At 65.8% G+C, this 18,619-nt stretch carries 5 protein-coding genes; 2 read left to right on the top strand and 3 right to left on the bottom strand.

Going from position 1 to position 18,619, the window contains the following annotated elements:
* The 3 genes from IAE34_RS20335 to uraH form a co-directional block, all read right to left on the bottom strand.
* Nucleotides 1-14,400: two-partner secretion domain-containing protein (locus IAE34_RS20335; protein WP_200140745.1), on the bottom strand; the 14,400-nt coding region annotated here is incomplete at its 3' end.
* A gap of 34 nt (nucleotides 14,401-14,434) precedes the next feature.
* A complete protein-coding gene (locus IAE34_RS20330) occupies nucleotides 14,435-16,156 on the bottom strand; it encodes a ShlB/FhaC/HecB family hemolysin secretion/activation protein (protein WP_200140744.1) in 1,722 nt (573 codons plus the stop codon).
* Nucleotides 16,157-16,426: 270 nt separating this feature from the next.
* A complete protein-coding gene (gene uraH, locus IAE34_RS20325; protein WP_200140743.1) occupies nucleotides 16,427-16,780 on the bottom strand; it encodes a hydroxyisourate hydrolase in 354 nt (117 codons plus the stop codon).
* A 396-nt stretch (nucleotides 16,781-17,176) separates the two neighbouring features.
* On the opposite strand from uraH, the gene puuE reads away from it, so the two are divergent.
* Nucleotides 17,177-18,106, top strand: coding sequence for an allantoinase PuuE (puuE, locus tag IAE34_RS20320; protein ID WP_200140742.1), 930 nt, complete (start codon nucleotides 17,177-17,179; stop codon nucleotides 18,104-18,106).
* The gene (gene uraD / locus IAE34_RS20315; RefSeq protein WP_200140741.1) at nucleotides 18,103-18,618 is read left to right on the top strand and encodes a 2-oxo-4-hydroxy-4-carboxy-5-ureidoimidazoline decarboxylase; all 516 of its coding nucleotides are present in this window, start codon (nucleotides 18,103-18,105) and stop codon (nucleotides 18,616-18,618) included. Before puuE ends, uraD begins: the two co-directional genes overlap by 4 nt.
* Nucleotide 18,619: the final 1 nt, after the last annotated feature.

Raw genomic sequence — 18,619 nt, 5'->3', positions numbered from 1 at the left:
CATCAGGTGCTTGAACAGCTTTTCGTCGGTGGTCTGGCCGGCGAGGAAGCGTTGGCCGGTGCGGGCGACCACCGCCTGTTGGACCAGGCGCTGCTCGTAGAGGCCATCGCCGAGGCGCTTGGCACTTTCGTCGGGGTTGTAGCCCAGGCCGGCAAGCAGGTAGTCCGAGCTCATGAACTGCTTCAGGTCGGTGAGCACCGGATTGGTCTCGACCAGATACTTGTGCGGCTGCGTCACCGCACGTTTCTCCGGAAGGCCCTGGACGCGCTCGATGGTCTGGCTGGTGACCGGGGTCGGCTCGGCGGCGATCGCCTCGAGGGTGATCGGGCCTGGCCGGGTGATGGTGCTCGCGGGCACCGGCTGACCGGCCACAGAGGTGGCTGCCACCAGATCTCGCTGGATGGGGGCTACCGTGACCACGGTCGACGGTTGCGGCCGCTCGACGGAGACCTGCAGCGCGGGCGCCAGCGGGGCAACGTCAGGCAGATCGAGTTTTGGACGTACGCTCTCTACTGCACCGGGGATCACCTGAGTGCCGCGCTCGGCTGTGGACAGGCCGGGGACGTTCAACTCGGGGCCGGTGTCGTCGGGACGGTTGACGTCGTGGGTGGTCAGTACGATGCGCGCGTCACGCTCGGCGAGCGTCAGGCCAGACAGATCGGTATCTGGACGCGTCAGGTCGAGCACAGCCTGGAAACCGCCTCCGGGCTTGCGTACGGTGATGCCGTCGACTGTGCTGATGGTGCCGCCGCCGCTGCGTCCGGGTTGCAAGGTGCCGATTTCGGCATCGCCCACGCCGGAGACGCGGACCGCGCGGATGTCGGCGTGGATGGCACTGGCGTCGCGCGCTTCCACCGATACCTGACGGCTGTCGGCCGCTACCTGGGCCACCTCGGCCAGTTGGATCGTGCGGCCTAGGGTGGCGGGCAGGTGCTGCTGGCGCTGCGCCAGGCCGACGGTCGAGGCGCCTAGGGTCCAGCTAGCAGGCCCAGCGTCGGCCTGGGTCATCTGCACACTGCTGGCGCCCTGCCCGCTCAAACGGAACAGACCGTGCTGGCCGGTGGGCAGGCTGAAGCCTGGAAGCGCGACGGGGTTGACCTGCTGCTGGGCCAGGTCGGGCGGCAGCTGCCGGTTCACGACGATGATGGGTGCCGCACCGGCACCCAGAGCGGCGGTGTCCAGACCTCTCGCAGCTGTCGAGGCGCTTGGGCTGTGCGCCCGCTCCACTCCATTGGAAAGGGTGCTGGCCGCTGTGATGGCGACTGCACCGCCTGCCTGCACCACCGAGGGTAAGTAGCTGGAGCCGGCATTTTCCACACGCTCGATGCGGAACGGTGTGGCATTCTGGATGACTGCCGGCGCAGTGCGAGGCTGGCCGTTGCCGTAATTTGGGGTGGGGGTGTAGGCAGTCAAACTGGTCGGGACGTGGGTTCCCTCAGCAAGAGTTACTCCCATACTAGCAATGTTCAACCAAGCGTAAGTATTACCGTTTCCAGCCGTTCGACTACCACGAGTGATTGAACTCATCGATTGTTCATCCGCAGCGTTCCAAAAACGGACGCCGCCGGTGTAACCTGCATCATTGTCTGCGTTGTAGCGTGTGATATCTAACCACAGTCTAGGATCTACATAACCGACATCGATGTACGTGAGTTCGGAATAGTCACCTAACGAGGTCCCGGTATTGCTGAATAGCCCTGTATTGATTGTGATATCGCCGGCTGCGGAAATCGTCGAGTTAGTATTCGCGAATGTCTCACTCATCACACTCAAGTTGCGCCCGGCCACTAGACTTGACTCTTTCTCTACCTGCCCAACCGCTTGGAAAGTGTAGGTTTTGCCCCATACAAGATGCGACTCCGAGATGACTTGCCCTCTGTGGTCCATATAGCTGGTACAGCTGTAGCAGCGCACCCCGATGTAACCGGATTGCAGCGTCGAACTGAGCGTGAAATCCACGCGCTCATTGCGAACGCTGCTGGCGGCAATGGTGAAATCGCCAACACTCTCGAACGTGCCGGACAGGTTCTCAAGCAACGCTGACCGCGTGCCCTGCGCATCCTGGGCGACACGAATGTCGCCCAGGCTGTAGATATCCCCTTGGCGGTTGGTCACTCGCTGGCCATACAGGGCCATGTCGGCCCCGCTGTAGATAAAGCCGGCCTGGTTGGAAAGATCGCCAGCGCTCAGGGTCAGCCGTTGCCCGCTGCCCAGCGAGCCCGTGTTGTCGATACCCGCGGCGTGAATGGTCAGATTGGCGCTTGAGGTCAGTCGTCCGGCGTTGCTCAACTGGCCACCGACCGTGAAGTTCGCATCCGCACCTGAGGCGATGCTGGCGCCGCTGCCCAGGACCATTTGACCCACTTTGAGGTCCATGACACCGAGGTTGCTGACGCGGCCGCTGGTGTTCAAGCGGCCGATCAAGTTCAGGTCAAGCCCTCCGTCACTGGCGATGACCCCAGCCGTGCTCCAGTTGTTGCCGCTGCCGGAGAAACGCTCCGCTGCCAGCAACTGCCCCGTGGCCGTCTGGCTCAGCTCAGCGACATTCACCGTCAGCCGGCCCGCCTGAATCACGCTGCTGTTGGTCCAGGTATCGGCGGTGAGGGTCAGGCCACCGCTGGTGACCACGTCGCCGCCCGCCGCCAAGAGGGTAGCAGTGGCAATGTCGAAGGTGCCGGTGCCACCGTGCAGCACACTACCGCCCTGGTTCTGCAAGCCAGTGGCGTTCAGGGTCAGGTCGCTGTTGCGGGTTTCGAGGCGACCGCTGCGGTTATCGAATCCGCCAAGCAGTTGGAAATCGGTCTTGCCGCTGCTGCCCAGGGCGCGCAATTGACCGCCTTGGTTATCAACGGCGCTGGCGCGAACGTTGAGCACGGTGTCGCTTTCGACGATGCCGCCACGGTTGCCGAGCTGGCCGTCGAGTATCAGGTCCAGGCGATTGGCCGCTATTTGACCGGCACTGTTGTCCAGCGCTGCGCCCACTACCTGGAGCAGGTGCTTGGCATACAGGCCGCCGTAGGCGTTGGCGAAGAAGCGGGCATTGATCAGCGCGTCGCCGTTTTGCGCCGCGATGCCGCCGCGCTGGTTGTCGACGCTGGCGGCCACCAGGTTCAAGCGCTGCCCCTGGATCACGCCTGCCTTGTGAGCGGCATCGACGCCGTTGAGCAACGGGCCGTCAACGCGGACATCGAGCAACCCCGCCACGCTGGCCAGCGTGCCGCCCTGGTTGTCGAGGGTGCTGGCCGTGGCGGTCAGGTCGCCTGTCTGGGCCAGCAGCGTACCGCTTTCGTTGTCCAGGCCGCCCGTAATGCTCAGGCCAAGGCCTTGCTGGCCCTGGATGACGCCCGCGCGGTTGCTGAGGCTGACGGCACTGAGTTGCACGTCCGCGCCTTGGCTGTAGATCAAGCCGTCAGCATCGTTCTGCACCACGCCGGTACTGGTGAGCGTCACTCGGTCCTTGCCGGCGAGGGTGCCGCGCTGGCGGTTGTCGATGCCGCCGGCCAGCAGCGTCAGCACGCCCTGACTGGCGATCTGGCCGCCCTGGTTGTCCACCTGGGTGGCGCGCTGCAACAGCAATGCACCGGCGCTGGCCAGTTTGCCCTGAGTGTTCACCAGGCGGCCCAGCAGATCGAGGGTCAGGCGGCCATTGCTGGCCAGGATGCCGCTCTGGTTACCCAGGTCGGTGGCGGTGACGGCCAGCGCTCGCTGGGCTGTGACAGTGCCAGCGGTGTTGTTCAGGCTGGCCGCCTGTACATCGAGCTCCGCGCCGCTGTCGATCAGGCCGCCGCTGGCGTTTTCGAGCGTACCGCTGACCACCAGTGTCTGCCCTGCGCCACTGGACAGTATGCCGCCCTTGTTATCCAGGCTGGCAGCGCTGACGGTCAGCGCGCCCTGGCTGACCAGAGCGCCGGCCCCGGCATTGAGCAGTTCGCCGGAGAGCCGCACATCGACCGCGCCGCTGCGGCTGGACAAGGTGCCGTTGTGGCGGTTGTCGAGGCTGCCGCCGCCGACGTTCAGCCCTTGCCAGCCCGACATCAGGCCGTTCTGGTTGATCAGCCTGGCGGCTTCGAGTGTCAGCACTTCACTGCTGATCAGCTTGCCGCCGCTGTTGTCCAGAGTGCCCGTGCTCAGGTTCAGGCTGCCCTGGCTGGACAGTTCGCCGTTCTGGTTGCTGAAGCTGCGCAGGCGTTTGAGGGTCAGCGGTCCCTTGGCAAGGATCTGCCCACTGCGATTGTCCAGGTCGCTGTCGTTGAGGTCCAGGGTCACGCCCTGCTCGCCCATCAACCGACCGCCCGCCAGCGCCAGGGCGCTCAGGGTCAGGCCCATTGCGCCCCGGGCCGAGACTTCGCCACCGCTGCCGGTGTTCAGGCTGGCGGCGTTCAGGTCGAGGGTGCCCTGGCTGTTGATCAGGCCGCCCAGGCTGTTGTCCAGGGCCAGGGCGGTGAGCGTCACGCCTGCTGTACCGAGCAGGCTGCCGTTGAGGTTGTTCAGGTCGGCGCTGCGCACTGCCAGGGTCTGCCGGGCGCTGATCAGGCCTTGGTCGCGGTTGTCGAGCAGGCCATCGCTGGTCAGTTGCAGGTCGCCGCGGCTGGTCAGCGTACCGCCGCGATTGTCGACGGTGGCGGCGCGCGCATCGAGGCTGGCCGCGCCGATCAGGCCTTTTACGGTGGTCAGGGCGCGATCGATGCGCAGCACCAGGGCCTGGTTGCTGAGCAGCTTGCCGTTGCTGTTGTCCAGGCTCTGCGCGGCAAGGGTGAAGGCTTCGGCACTGGAGATCTCGCCGTTCTGGTTGCTGACCTCGGCGAGGTTGTTCAACACCAGCGGACCGCTCGCGTTGATCAAGCCGCCCTGGTTGCTGAACTGGCCGTACTTCACGTCCAGGGTCAGGCCTTGGTGGCTGAAGAGCTTGCCGCCCTGCTGGTCGAAGCCGCCGACGCTGGCGCTCAGCGCCTTGGCACTGCCGACGCTGCCGCCGTTGTTCAGTTGGCTGGCGGTGAGGTGCAGGGTGTCGCCGCTGTTGAGGCGGCCGTTGAGGTTGTCGAGCACGCCGGTGTCGACGGTGACCTGAGCCTTGCCGCTGATGGCGCCTTGCTGGTTGCTCAAGGCGGCGCTGCCAAGGGCCAAGGCGCCGTCGGTGACCAGTTGGCCGTTCTGGTTGTTCAAATGGCCGCTGACCGCCACCGTCAGGCCCTGGGCACTGGAAACACTGCCGCCGCTGTTGTCCAGGCTGCGGGCTTCGATGTCCAGGCGATCTTCACTGCTGAGCAGGCCGCCCCGGTTGTCCAGATCACCGGCCAGTCGCAGGTGCAACGGCTGTTGGCTGAGGACGCTGCCGCCGGCGTTGTCCAGGCTGGCACCGGTCAGGTCAACGTGCTGGGCGCGGAGCGTGCCGCCCTGGCGGTTGAACAGTTGCTCGACGGCCAGGGTCAGGCCGCTGGCGGCGAACATCAGGCCGTCGTCGCCGTTGTCCAGACGCTGGCCGGTGAGGCTGAGGTCGGCGTTGCTGGTCAGCTCGCCGGCCCGGTTGTCGAGCGTGTCGACGTCGAGTTTCAGCGCGTTTGTGGCGCCGACCAGACCGGCCCGGTTATCGAGGCTGGCGCCGGTCAGGTGCAGGGCCTGGGTGCCGACCAGTTGACCACTGCGGTTGTCCAGAAGGGTCGCGTTGACGGTCAGATCGGCCTTGCCGGCGATCTCGCCACCACGGTTGTCCAGGCTCGCAGCGCTGAGCAGCACCTGACCGTCGCCGATCAGAGTGCCGCGCTGGTTGTCGATCAGAGCGTCGACGCCGATGTCCAGACCGCCGCGGCTGCTGAACACGCCGTCGCTGTTGTCCAGGCCGGCGCTGCGGCTGTACAGGCCGGCGCCGCTGATATGGCCTTTGGCGTTGGCCAGGACCTGCTCGATGCGCAACGTCAGTCCCTGGTTGCTGATCAGCTTGCCGTGGCTGTTATCGAGGCTGCGCGCCGCCAGGGCGAACGCGTTCTGACTGGACACCTCGCCGTTGCGGTTGTCCAGGGTGCCCAGGTTCTTCAGCATCAGCAGGGGCGCGTTGATCAACCCGGCGTTGATCAGGTCACCGCCATTGAGGTCCAGGTTCAGCTGGGTATTGCTGAGCAGTTCGCCGCCTTGCTGGGTAAGGCCATCGAGGCTGGCATTCAAGGTCGCGGCGCTGGCGATACGGCCGCCGTTGGCGAGCTGCGTGGCCTTGAGGTCGAGCCCCTCGGCCGCGAGCAGACGACCGCCCGAAGTGTTGTCGAAGATACCGGTGGTAAGGCTCGCGGCGCCTTGGCTCTTGAGCAGGCCCTGCTGGCTGTTGTCCAGGCTGGCGCTGGCCAGCGTGAGGCTCTGCGCGGTCTCGATGACGCCGCGCTGGTTAAGCACCTCGCCGGCGCTGGTCAGACCCAGTGCAGCAGCGCTGGTGATACGCCCGTCGCTGTTGACGATACGCTGGCCCGCGAGCGCCAGGGTGCCTTCGCTGCTGAGCAGGCCCTGGGTGTTGTCCAGGCCGGCGCCCAGCTCGATCGCCAGTGCGCGCTGGGCGGCGAGCGTGCCTTGGCTGTTGTCCAGACTCACGCCGGTCAGGCGCGCATTCTGGGCGAATACCAGGCCTTTGGCCTGGTTGATCAGTTGCGCCACGGCCAGGTGCAAGGCTGTGCCGGCGAGCAATTTGCCGCCGCTGTTGTCCAGGCGCTGGGCACCCAGCTCGGCGCCGGCCTGGCTGGAGATTTCCCCGGCCTGGTTATCGACACTGTCGAGGGTCAGTTTCAGCGCTTTTGTAGCGCCGACCAGACCGCCGTCGCGGTTGTCCAGGGTGGTGCCGCTCAGGGTCAGCTCACCTTGGGCCACAAGCTCGCCGCGCTGCTGATTCAGCACGCCAACCGCGGCGCGCAGGTCGCTCTGACTGGCGATACGGCCCTGGGCGTTCTCGACACTGTCCAGGGTCAGGCTTACGGGGCCGATGGCACTGACGAGGCCAGCCTGGTTAAGCAGCGCCTGGCCGGCGATGGCCAGGGCCTGCTTGCTGTTGAGTACCCCCTCGCGGTTGTCCAGCTGACCCATGTGCAGGCTCAGGTCCTGGTTGGCACGCACTGCACCACCCCGGTTGTCCAGGCGCTCGCCACGGACCATGAGTTGCTGCTGCGCGGAGACGCGCCCGCCACGGTTGTCGAGCACCTTGGCCTGCACCTCCATGCCGGCGTTAGCCATCACCCGACCCTTGGTCTGGTTGTCCAGCAGACCGTCGACCTTCACGCTGAGCGCGCCGTCGCTCACCAGGCTGCCGGACTGGCTGTTGTCCAGGCTGGCGCTGGTCACCTGCAAGCGTTGTCCGGCACCCAGGGTGCCGCCCCGGTTGTTCAGGCCGTCGCGGGTCGACAGGTCTAGGCTGACATCGCCCATGACCTGACCGGCGCGATTGTCCAGGCTCGCGGCTTCGACCCGGCTGGCGCCGGCGCTGGAGACTTCGCCGCGCAGGTTGATCAGTTCGCCGGTGGCGGTCAGTGCCAGATCCTGTTCGCTGCCGAGCACGCCGTCGGTATTGTCCAGAGTCGCAGCCTTCACCTTCAGCCCTGCCGCAGACACCTGCCCCTTCACGTTGCTCAGCACACGCTCGAGGACGACGGTCAGGCCCTCGTCGCTCAGCAGCTTGCCGCCGCTGTTGTCCAGGCGCTGGGCCGCCAGCACGAAGGCTCGTTCGCTGGAAATCTCGCCGCCCTGGTTGGCCACACTGGCGAGGTTCTTCAGCACCAGCGGGCCGGGCGTGCTGATCAGGCCACCTGCGTTGTTCAGGTGGCCCTGGTGCATGTCCAGGGTCAGGGCCTGCGTGCTGTACAGCTTGCCGCCGCCGCGCTGGTCGAGACTGGCGAAGCTGGCGGTGAGAGCGTCGTTGCTGGCGATGCGTCCGCCGGAACGGTTGTCCACCGCCCCGGCCACCAGGTCGAGGCGCTCGGCACTGGTCAGGCGGCCGCCCTGCTGATTGTTCAAGGCACCGGTGGTGACCTGCACGGCGCCGTCGCCGGCCAGGGTGCCGCCCTGGTTGTCGAACCCGGCGCTTGACAAGGTCAAGGCTGCGGCGCTGAGCAGTTCGCCCTGGCGGTTGCCGACCATGCCAGTGCTTGCCAGAACCAGCGGCGCAGCGCTGCTGATACGGCCATTGGCGTTATCCAGGGTGCCGGCCTTCACGTCCAGGCCAACATCGCTGCGCAGCGCGCCCTGCTGGTTGTCGAACTGCTCGCTGGCCGTGACCGTCATGCCGCCCTTGGCATACAGGCTGCCCTGGCCGCTGTTGAGCAACTGCACGGTGTTCAGCGTGACCGAAGCCTGACCGGCAATGATGCCCTTGAGCTGGTTGTTCAGGCGCTGCACGGTCAGCTGCAGGTCACCGTTGGCCAGCATCCGGGCGCCGGCGCTGTTGTCCAGTTCGCCGGCGGCGAGGGTCAGCGCGCTCACGCTGGAGACCTCCCCGGCACGGTTGTCCAACGTGTCCAGCGTCAGATTCATGGCCTGGCCTGAATTGACCAGGCCAGCGTCACGGTTGTCCAGCGAGGTGCCCTTGGCCCGCAGTTGCGCCACAGCCACGGCGCTGCCGCCACGGTTGTCGAAGTGGCCGAAGGTGAGATCCAGGTCGCTGCGGCCGATGATCCGGCCCTTGACCTGGTTGTTCAGGCTGGCGGCGTTCAGCCGCAGGCGGGCGCTGGCCCCGATCAACCCTGCCTGGTTGAGCAACTGGCCGCTGACCAGGGCGTCGAGGGTGGCGTCGCTGGTGAGCGTGCCCTGGTTGTTGTCCAGGTTGGCGACGTCCAGGCTCAGGGCCTGGCCGCTGACGAGGCGACCGTGATGGTTGGAAATCGTCTGCCAGTCGCGCAGTGCCAGCTGCTGGTCGCCCTGGATCAGGCCCTGGGCGTTGTCCAACGTGGCCCCGGTGAGGTGGGTGGTAGCGCCGAGGATCTGTCCTTGGTCATTGTTCAGGGTCGTGGCGATCTGCGCCGTCAGCGCGTCCCGGGCGCTGAGCGTGCCGGCGGCGTTGACCAAGCTGTTGGCGCGCAGGTCCACAGCGTTGGCGCGCACCAGGCCTTGGGTGTTGTCCAGCGCATTGGCGATGCGCACCAGCAGCCCCTGTTCACTGAGCAACTTGCCGTGGCGATTGTCCAGCGTATCGGCAGCGAAGGTCAGCGCCTGGGGGCTGGAGATTTCCCCGCCACGGTTGTCCACGCTGGCGAGGTTACTCAGCAGCAGCGCGCCTGGGGCGTGGATCAACCCACCCTGATTGTCCAGATGGCCGTGGTTCAGGTTCAGGCTGAGCCCTGTCTGGCTGTAGAGACCGCCGTCGTCATGCTGGTCCAGGCCGGTGACCGAGGCCGTGAGCTGCTGCTGGCTGGTGATGCGCCCGCCGCCGCTGTTGTCGACCTGAGCGGCTGCGAGCGCAAGGCCGGCGTCGCTGTGGAGGGTGCCGTGGGCATTGTTTAGGCTGCCGGCGACCGACAGGTTCAGGTGGTCATGGCCATGGACGCGACCCCGCACACGGTTGTCGAGGCTGTCGGCGCGCAGTTGCAGGTCGGCGCCTGCGCTGAGGTCGCCGGTCTGATTGAGCACCTGGCCTGCGATGGACGCGGTCAGGTGTGCCTGGCTGGCGAGTTTGCCGTTGCGGTTGTCCAGGCTGGCGGCACTCAGTTGCAGGCTGGCGCCAGCCATGAACAGGCCGGCCTGGTTGAGCACGTTGCCGGCGAGGGTCGCCGTGAGCTGCGCATCGCTGCTCAGTTTACCGCCACTGTTGTCCAGGCTGGCCGCGCTGAGATCCAGGGCCTGGGTGGCGAACAGCGTGCCCTGGCGGTTATCCACGGCGCCGTAGCTGGCGAGCTCGAGGGTGGTGTCGCCTTGCACCAAGCCCTGGCGATTGTCCAGGGCGCCCACCTGGAGCGAAGCGGCGCGGGCGAGCAGCTTGCCGCCCTGATTGTCCAGGGCACCCTCGACCTGCAAGGTCAGGTCTTCGCCGGCACCGAGCGTGCCGCTCAGATTGTCCAGCGTGCCAGCGGACACCGCCAGGCGCTTGGCGGACACCTGCCCTCTGGTGTTGTCCAGCAGCTGGGCGATCCGCAGGGTCAGGGCCTGCTCGCTGAGCACCTTGGCGTTGCGGTTGTCCAGCGTGTCGGCCATCAACGTGAAGGCCTGGCCGCTGGAGATCTCCCCGCCCTGGTTGTCGACCTGCCGCAGGTTGCTCAACAGCAACGGGCCCGTGGCGCTGAGGGTCCCGCCCTGGTTGTTCAGCAGGCCGAGGTTGAGATCCAGTCGAACCGAACCCTGGCCGCTCAGGCGGCCATCGTCGTGCTGGTCCAGCCCCGTGACGCTGGCCTCGAGCGACTGCCCGGCGCTGATGCGTCCACCCTCACTGTTGTTCACCTCTCCGGCCTTCAGGCGCAGCGCCACTTCACCGCGCAGGCTGCCGTGCTGGCTGTTGTCCAGCGCATCGGTCAACGCCAGTTCCAGGCGCTGGTTGGCGTACAGGCTACCCTGCCGGTTATCCAGGCTCGACCCAACCAGCTCGAGTGCGCCGACCGCGCCGAGCGTGCCGGTGCGGTTGTCCAGTGTCGTGCCGGCCAGGCTCAGGTCCGTCTTGCTGCTGATACGGCCTTGACCTCGATTGTCCAGGCTGCCCACTGTCAGGCTGAGGTTGCCACCGGCGGCCAGCATGCCTGCCTGGTTGAGCAGGTGGGTGGCGATGGCGGCGGTCAGGGTACCTTCGCTGGTCAGCGAGCCTTCGGTGTTGTCCAGGCTGGTGGCGGTCAGTGCGAGGCTGTTGACGGAGGCCAGGCTTCCGCGCTGGTTGGTTAGCGCACCCGTGGCGAGGGCAAGGCTGCGGTCGCCTTGGACCTGCCCGGCACCGTTGTCCAGGGCGCCTGCGTCCAACCCAAGCTCACTGGCCAATAGCTTGCCGCTGCGGTTGTCCAGCAGGCCATCGACGTTCAGCCTGGCGCTGTGCTGGGCGCTCAGGGTGCCCTGCTGGTTGCCCAGGCGCGCGCTGCGCACCTGAAGGTGAGTACCGGCGATCATGCCCTTGGCGTTCTCCAGCGCCTGGGCGATGCGCAGCTCCAGGGTCCGCTCGCTCAAGACCTTGCCACCGGTGTTGTCCAGGCTGTCCGCTTGCAGGCCGAAGCCTTGGGCACTGGAGATCTGCCCACCCTGGTTATCGACGCTGGAAAGTCCGGTGAGCAGCAGCGCACCGGGGGCGGTGATCGACCCTCCCTGGTTGTTCAGGTGGCCGCCGCCCAGGTCCAGGCTCAGGCCTGCCTGACTGAAGAGGCGGCCATCACCCTGCTGATCGAGGCCGGTCACGGAGGCATTGACGGTGTTGCCGGTGACGCGACCGCCCTGGCTGTTGTCCAGCTGCGCGCCGCGCAATTGCAGGGCGCCGCCTGCGACCAGTTGGCCGGCCTGGTTGTTCAGGTTGGCAGCGCTCAGGTCCAGGTCGGCGCCTGTGGTCAGCAGCCCGCTCTGGTTGAGCAGGTTACCGGCGATCGCCGCACTCAGGCTGGCACTGCTGGTGAGACGACCGAAGGCGTTGTCCAGGCTGGCAGCGGTCATCTGCAGATTCTGGTTACTGGCGAGCGTGCCGTGGCGGTTGCTCAATTGGCCACTGACGATCTTCAGCAAGCGCTCGCCTTGCACCTGGCCCTGGCCGTTGTCCAGCGATCCGGCGGTGAGCTGCACATCCTGGCCCACTACCTCGCCACCACGGTTGAGCAGTCCGCCAGCAACGCCCAGACCCAACCCGTCACGCGCCAGCAGATGGCCGGCGCTGTTGTCCATGCTGGCGGTCTGCACTTGCAGCGACGCGGCACTGAGCCGGCCTGCCGCGTTATTCAATACCCGGGCGAGCGTCAGGCTCAGGGATCGGTCGCTCAGCACCTTGCCGTTGCGGTTGTCCAGAGTGTCGGCGACCAGTGTGAAGCCGGTGGCGCTGGACAGCTCGCCGCCTTGATTGTCGACACTGTCGAGGTTGTTCAGCAGGAGTTGGCCAGGGGCGCTGATCAGACCGCCCTGGTTGTCCAGGTGACCGCGGTTGAGGTCCAGACGCAGGCTGGCCTGGCTGGAAAGCCGGCCACCCGCGTTGTTCAGGCTGCCCACGTCGAGCTGGCTGGCGGCAGTGCTGGCGAGGTGGCCGCCGCGGTTGTCGAGCGCCCCCGTCATGCGCATACCGAGGGTGTCGCGGCTGCTCAAGGTGCCGCCCTGGTCGTTCGCCACGGTGGCAGCCTCGATCTGCAGGCCACTGGCGACGATCGAGCCTGCACCGTTGTTCAGGACCTGGGCAATGCGCAGGGTCAGGCCCTGATCGCTGAGCAGCTTGCCAGCGCCATTGTCCAGGCTGCGCGCCGCTATGGCGAAGGCGCGCGCACTCGAGATTTCGCCTTGGCGGTTGTCGACGCCGCCGAGGTTGGCGAAGGTCAATTGCCCGGCGGCGTTGATCAGGCCGCTGCGGTTGTCCAGATGGCCCTGGTTGAGGTTCAGGCCCAGATCGGCGTTGCTGTAGAAACGTCCGCCGCTGTGCTGGTCCAGGCTGCCAAGGTTGGCACTGAGCCCCTGGGCACTGCCGATCTCACCGGCGGCGCCGTTGTCGACCGCACCGGCGCTCAGGTCCAGGGTCTGCTGGCTGATGAGCTTGCCGCCCTGGTTGTCCAGCGTACCGGCCTTGACCAAGGCGGCTGTGCTGGACTCGATGCGCCCCTGTCGATTGACCAGGGCGCCGCCGACCTCGATGCCCAGGCTGCCCTGGCTGTTGAGCACGCCTTGCTGGCCGTTGTTCAGCGCGGCGGCCGCGAGCTGCACGGCCTGCTGCGCAACGATCCGACCGTCTTGGTTGTCGACCGCACCTTGGGCCGTCAGGCTCAGGCCCTGCCCTGCCGACACCAGCCCCGCGACGTTATCCAGCGAAGCCACTTGCAGCGTGACCTGCGCCAGGCTGGACAGCTCGCCACGCGCGTTGATGAGCTGGCCCACCGAAGCGGTCAAGGGGCCGCTAGCGGTGATCAGGCCGCCTTGGGCATTGAGCAGACGTTCGGCAGCGATCAGCCCACTGCCGCCGCTGAGCACGCGACCTTGGCTCTGGTTGTCCAGTATAGAAGCGGTCACCTGCGCACTGTGCTGACCGCTGAGGGTGCCACCCTGGTTCAACACTTCGCCGCTGGTGAGACTCAACGCGCGGCTGGCGATGACGCTGCGACCGGTGTTGTCGATATGCTGTGCCTTGACCCGCACATCGCCTTGGCCATTGCGGCTGTTGTCAGCGTTGACGCCGGCCTCGATGATGCCGCGGTTGGTGAGGCGTCCGTCGGCGTCCAGCGTCAGGGTGTTCCGGGCCGCCAAGCTGCCTTGGTTGTTCAGCGCTGCGCGGGTCTTGATCGACAGATCGGTCCCGGCGTACACCGGCGCCTGAGCATCGAGGCTCTGCGCCTGGACGCTGATGCTGCTGCCAGCGGAGGCCTGGCCCATGACCACATGACCCGCCGCATCGATCTGGATGTCACCCCCAGCGACCATGTCGCCGGCCAGCCGTACACCGACGCCAGCCTCGGTGCCGATCAGCTTGACGGCGCCTACGTACATGCCGCCAAGCGCCGAGGCGTCGATGGCCAGCTCAGGTGTCTGGCTGCCATCTGCGGCGCGCGCGGTGGCGCTCAAGGTACGCGCGTCGACGTCGTTGCGACCAGTCACGATCGCCAGCTTGTTGGCCTGGATCTGCGCATTGAGGGTGGCAGCGCGAGTGATGATCTCGAACTGATCGACGTTGCTGGCGTTCAGGCCTGAGCCTTCGATAGCCACACTGCCGCGGTCGACCTGATAGCGCGCGACCTGGCCGCTTTCAATCACCGCCTTGCCGGAGGTGAGGGTCGCCTGGGGCGTGTTGATGAAGCCGCACCCGTTACAACTGATGCCGTAGGGGTTGGCGACGATCACATGGGCGGCCTGCCCCGCCACTTCGGTGTAGCCACGTAGCTGGGAGGGACTGGCGCCGTTGACCTCGTTGAGAATTACGTTGGCGGCGCTGCCGTTGAAGTTCGGGTTGCCGACGATGATGCCACCCAACTGAGTCGCCTGGGTGCGCGCGGTGGCATTGTTGAGGATGACCCCGTTGGCGCCGACGTTGTAGTCCTGGTACTGGTTGTGGGACAAGCCATTGCCGTTGGGCGCGGCGATATTGACGATCGGCACGCCGTTGCCGGCCTGGCCGAGCGTGGTGCCCGGCGCACTGACCACGATGCCCTCGGCCTGCACCAGCAAGGGCTGCCAGAACATGGCGTTGGCCAGGATGAAGGCCAGCCCGCGCTTGGGCATTCCCAGGAAGTGGGAACGGCTCTTCACGGCAGCAGAAGGCTGACGCACGAGGAAGGCGTACTGGCGAACGTCCATGTGTTACCCCAGTGCCCGAAGGCACGACGAAAATTTACAGGAGAAGGTCCAGGCGAAAGTAGATCGGCGCCTCACGCTCGGTGACGGCGGCCGGTCGCTCCAGAGAACGGGCGAAGGTGACCGCCAGCGAGAGGTTCTTTCCGCCAGCGAACAGGTCCAGCGAATGGCTGCTCATGCGCCCATGTTGCTCGGCGTTGTAGCGGCCGTGGCTGATCACGCCCTGGTCGTAGCCCAGGCTGGCGCCGTACTGGCTGAATACCGGTTGCAGCCAGGCCCAGGTCATCGGGCGACTCCAGCGCAGGTCGTTGCGCCAGTAGCCGCCGCTGTCGCCGGCCAGCATCTGGTCCTTGTAGCCGCGAATCGACGACTGCCCGCCCAGGCTCATGCGTTGTGGCGAAAACAGCACATCCTCGCTGCGCTGGCCGGTCATCAGGCTGCTGAAGCTCAGCGACTCGCCCCACAGCGTGAACGGATGCAGGTAGCTCAACGTGGCGGTGTACTTGCGGTAGCGCGCATCCGCCTGACCTGGGTGCGGGTGATGATTGCCCTGGGCGTCGAAGGCTCCGATGCCGTTCTGCATGCCCAGGTCGATGTTGAGGAAGGCACCGCCGATACGCCGGCCATGGTTGATGCCGAACTGCGCTTCGCTGAGGCGGTTGCTGCTCAGCGCCAGCTTGCTGTCTTCGATGTAATTGTTGGTGCGCAGGTAGGCCACCCCGGTGTTCAGCGAGGTCTTGCTCAGGGCATCGCGATGGATGACACGCTCCAGGCGCACCTGGTGGTTCTGGCTGTCGCCGGTCTGCTTGAAGGTGAAGCCGTTGGCCTGCGCCTCAGAGCGATAGTCGCTCTGGCTGAAGCTGTAGCTGAGGGTCCACCAGCCCAACGGCAGGCTATAGCTGAGCGCCGAGTTGCGCGAGCTCTTCTGGTGATCGCTGAGTGCGTCGTGACCACCGCGCAACGACAGCTGATCCGCCAGCCCCAGCGGATCGTCCCAGTCCAGGCTGGCGCCCCACTGCTGCTCGCCGGTGCTGCGCTGGCCGCCATTGTGCCGCGACAAGCCGACGCGCCACGGTTTTTGCGGGGTGTTCTGCACCACCACGTCGCTGCCGCCTACGGCCTTGCCGGGCGCTAACTCCATGCGCACCTGGTTGGAGGGCAAGCGGTTGAGCTGATCGACCATCTGCTCGACTTCACGCAGGTTGAGTAACTCTCCGCGGCTGCCGGGAAAGGTCATCGCCAACTGTCGGGGGGTGACACCGCTGCCGTCCGCGCCCTTCAAGCCTTCGAGCCGGCCTTCGACGACTTGAATCTTCAGGGTGCCGCTGGAGAGGTCCTGCTGCGGCAGGTAGGCCCGGCTGGTGACCAGGCCACGGGCCAGGTAGTGATCGGTGATCGCCTTGAGCACCGCGTTAAGCTGCGGCACACCCAGGCACTGGCCGATGTAGGGCGCAACCAACGCGTCGCGCTCGCGCTGCGAAAGGGCATCGGCGCCGACGAGTTCGATGCGCTCGATCTCGAAGCAGCGACTGTCGACTGGCGCCGCAGGAGTGGCGGGTAGCGTCGACTTGCCAGGCAGCTCCTTGAGTTCCTCCAGGCGCCGCTGCTGCTCTTCGAGCAGGCGATCTTGGCGCTCGCGGATGAGGTCTGTGGTCCCCGGCGTGTCCAGCGGCGAGGCGGCGTGCGCCATGCCGGAGGTGCTCAGGTATGCAAGTGCGGACAGCAGCGCAAGCCAAGTCCGGCGTTCCGAACGCCACATCGGTAGATCCCTTCTATATGGCCATACGCCAGTAACCGGCGCGCATCATAAGGTGGCAATATAGTGGCGTCAAATAAACATGACTATTCGGGAACTTTTTGCTTGGAGTGAAAAGCAGATGCTCAGCGCGCTGCGCTCAGGCACGCCGCCAGCATGCCGAGCCGCGCCATGGAGCGGCAAAAGCCGCGTCTGTCACAGCTTTTACGAAATGAAAAAAGCCCGCCCATGCGAGAGCGGGCAACTACCTACGAAGAGACTTTCGACTACCCGTCAGCTTCCGCGGTAAGTCGAATAGCTATACGGTGAAATAAGCAGCGGCACATGATAGTGGTCCTGGCCTTCATCGATGCCGAAGCGCAGCACCACTACATCGAGAAACGCCGCATCGCCCAGCGCAACGCCCCGCGCCCGGTAGTAGTCACCGACGCTGAACTGCAACTGGTAGACACCGGTACGGTAACCTTCTCCTTCCAGCAGCGGCGCGTCCACGCGGCCATCGCCGTTGGTCGTGGTCTGGGTGACGAGCTCCAGATGCTGATCCTGCACCCGGTAGAGCTCCACGGTGATGGAGCTGCCCGGACAGCCGTGTGCGGCGTCCAGCACGTGAGTGGTCAAACGTCCCATCGGTATGAGGCCTCTTGTGATTGATCTGGGCGAAGAGCGGCGGCGTGTCCCATTGCAGGGCAGCGAGCGCCGAAAACGTGCTCATTAGGGCATCTGGCTGGAAAATTGTACACAATTTTTACGACCAACTGCCGCTCTGGGTCAGACGGGGTGCTTCTGACACAGATGATTGTGCGCCCATTGTGACTATGCCACTCTGCGTGTTGATACCTGACTGAATGGGCAGGTTTCTTGCAAGGCAGTGAAAACCTGCCCAAAGACGACGACCGAAGATAAACACGACATTTCGGGCTTACAAATTACCGTACAGGTTGTATACAATCAGCCCACTCCGGTGCCTGCGACAACCCGCCGCGGTCGTCACCACCCGCTTCCACGTTCATAAGGAATACCGCAGTGAGCGCTGACTACCCTCGCGACATGATCGGCTACGGCAGCCAACCTCCCCACGCCCAATGGCCGGGCAACGCCCGCATCGCCCTGTCCTTCGTGCTCAACTACGAGGAAGGCGGCGAGCGCTGCATTCTGCACGGGGACAAGGAGTCCGAAGCCTTCCTGTCCGAGATGGTCGCCGCGCAGCCGCTACAGGGCGTGCGTTGCCAGAGCATGGAATCGCTGTACGAATACGGCAGCCGTGCCGGGGTATGGCGCCTGCTGAAGCTGTTCAAGGACAGCGGCGTGCCGCTGACGGTGTTCGCCGTGGCCATGGCCGCCCAGCGCCATCCGGACGTGATCCGTGCCATGGTCCAGGCCGGCCATGAGATCTGCAGCCACGGCTACCGCTGGATCGACTACCAGTACATGGACGAGGCCCAGGAACGCGAGCACATGCTCGAGGCCATCCGCATCCTCACCGAGATCAGCGGCGAGCGGCCGCTGGGCTGGTACACCGGGCGCACCGGCCCCAACACCCGGCGCCTGGTGATGGAAGAAGGTGGTTTCCTCTACGACAGCGACACCTACGACGACGACCTGCCGTACTGGGAGAAGAACACGCCCACCGACAAGCCGCACCTGGTGATCCCCTATACCCTGGACACCAACGACATGCGCTTCACCCAGGTTCAGGGCTTCAACTGCGGCGAGCAGTTCTTCCAGTACCTCAAGGACGCCTTCGACGTGCTCTATGCCGAGGGTGCCGAGGCGCCGAAGATGCTCTCCATCGGTCTGCACTGTCGGCTGGTCGGGCGTCCGGCGCGCATCGCCGCGCTCAAGCGGTTCATCGACTACGCCAAGGGCCACGAGCAGGTGTGGTTCGCCCGGCGCGTGGACATCGCCCGCCACTGGCACGCGACCCACCCGTACCGCGCAGGGAGCGCCCGATGACCGCCTTCAAGACCGTCACGCCGTCGAAGCTGGACCGCGCCGCCTTCATCGAGACCTTCGCCGACATCTACGAGCATTCGCCGTGGGTCGCCGAGCGGGCCTTCGATCAGGCCGACAGTGCCGAACTGGATGATGTGCAGCGCCTGCACCGACGCCTCGGCTCGGTGCTCGCGGCCGCCAGCCATGCCGAACAACTGGCGCTGATCAACGCCCACCCGGATCTGGCCGGCAAGGCGGCAGTGCGCGGTGAGCTGACCGAGTCGAGCACCCAGGAACAGGCCGGCGCCGGCATCCATTTGTGCACGGCCGAAGAATTCGCCCGCTTCACCGAACTCAATCACGCCTACAAGGCAAAATTCCAGTTTCCGTTCATCATGGCGGTGCGCGGCAGCGACCGGCACCAGATCCTCGCCGCGTTCGAGCAGCGTATCCACAACGACCCCGAGACCGAGTTCCGCGAAGCGCTGGCGCAGATCGACCGAATCGCCCTGCTGCGTTTGCAGCAGCTTTGAG

This window comes from Pseudomonas sp. S30, assembly GCF_016518545.1.
Classification (GTDB): Bacteria; Pseudomonadota; Gammaproteobacteria; order Pseudomonadales; family Pseudomonadaceae; genus Aquipseudomonas.
This window is presented reverse-complemented; position numbering and strand designations above follow the sequence as displayed.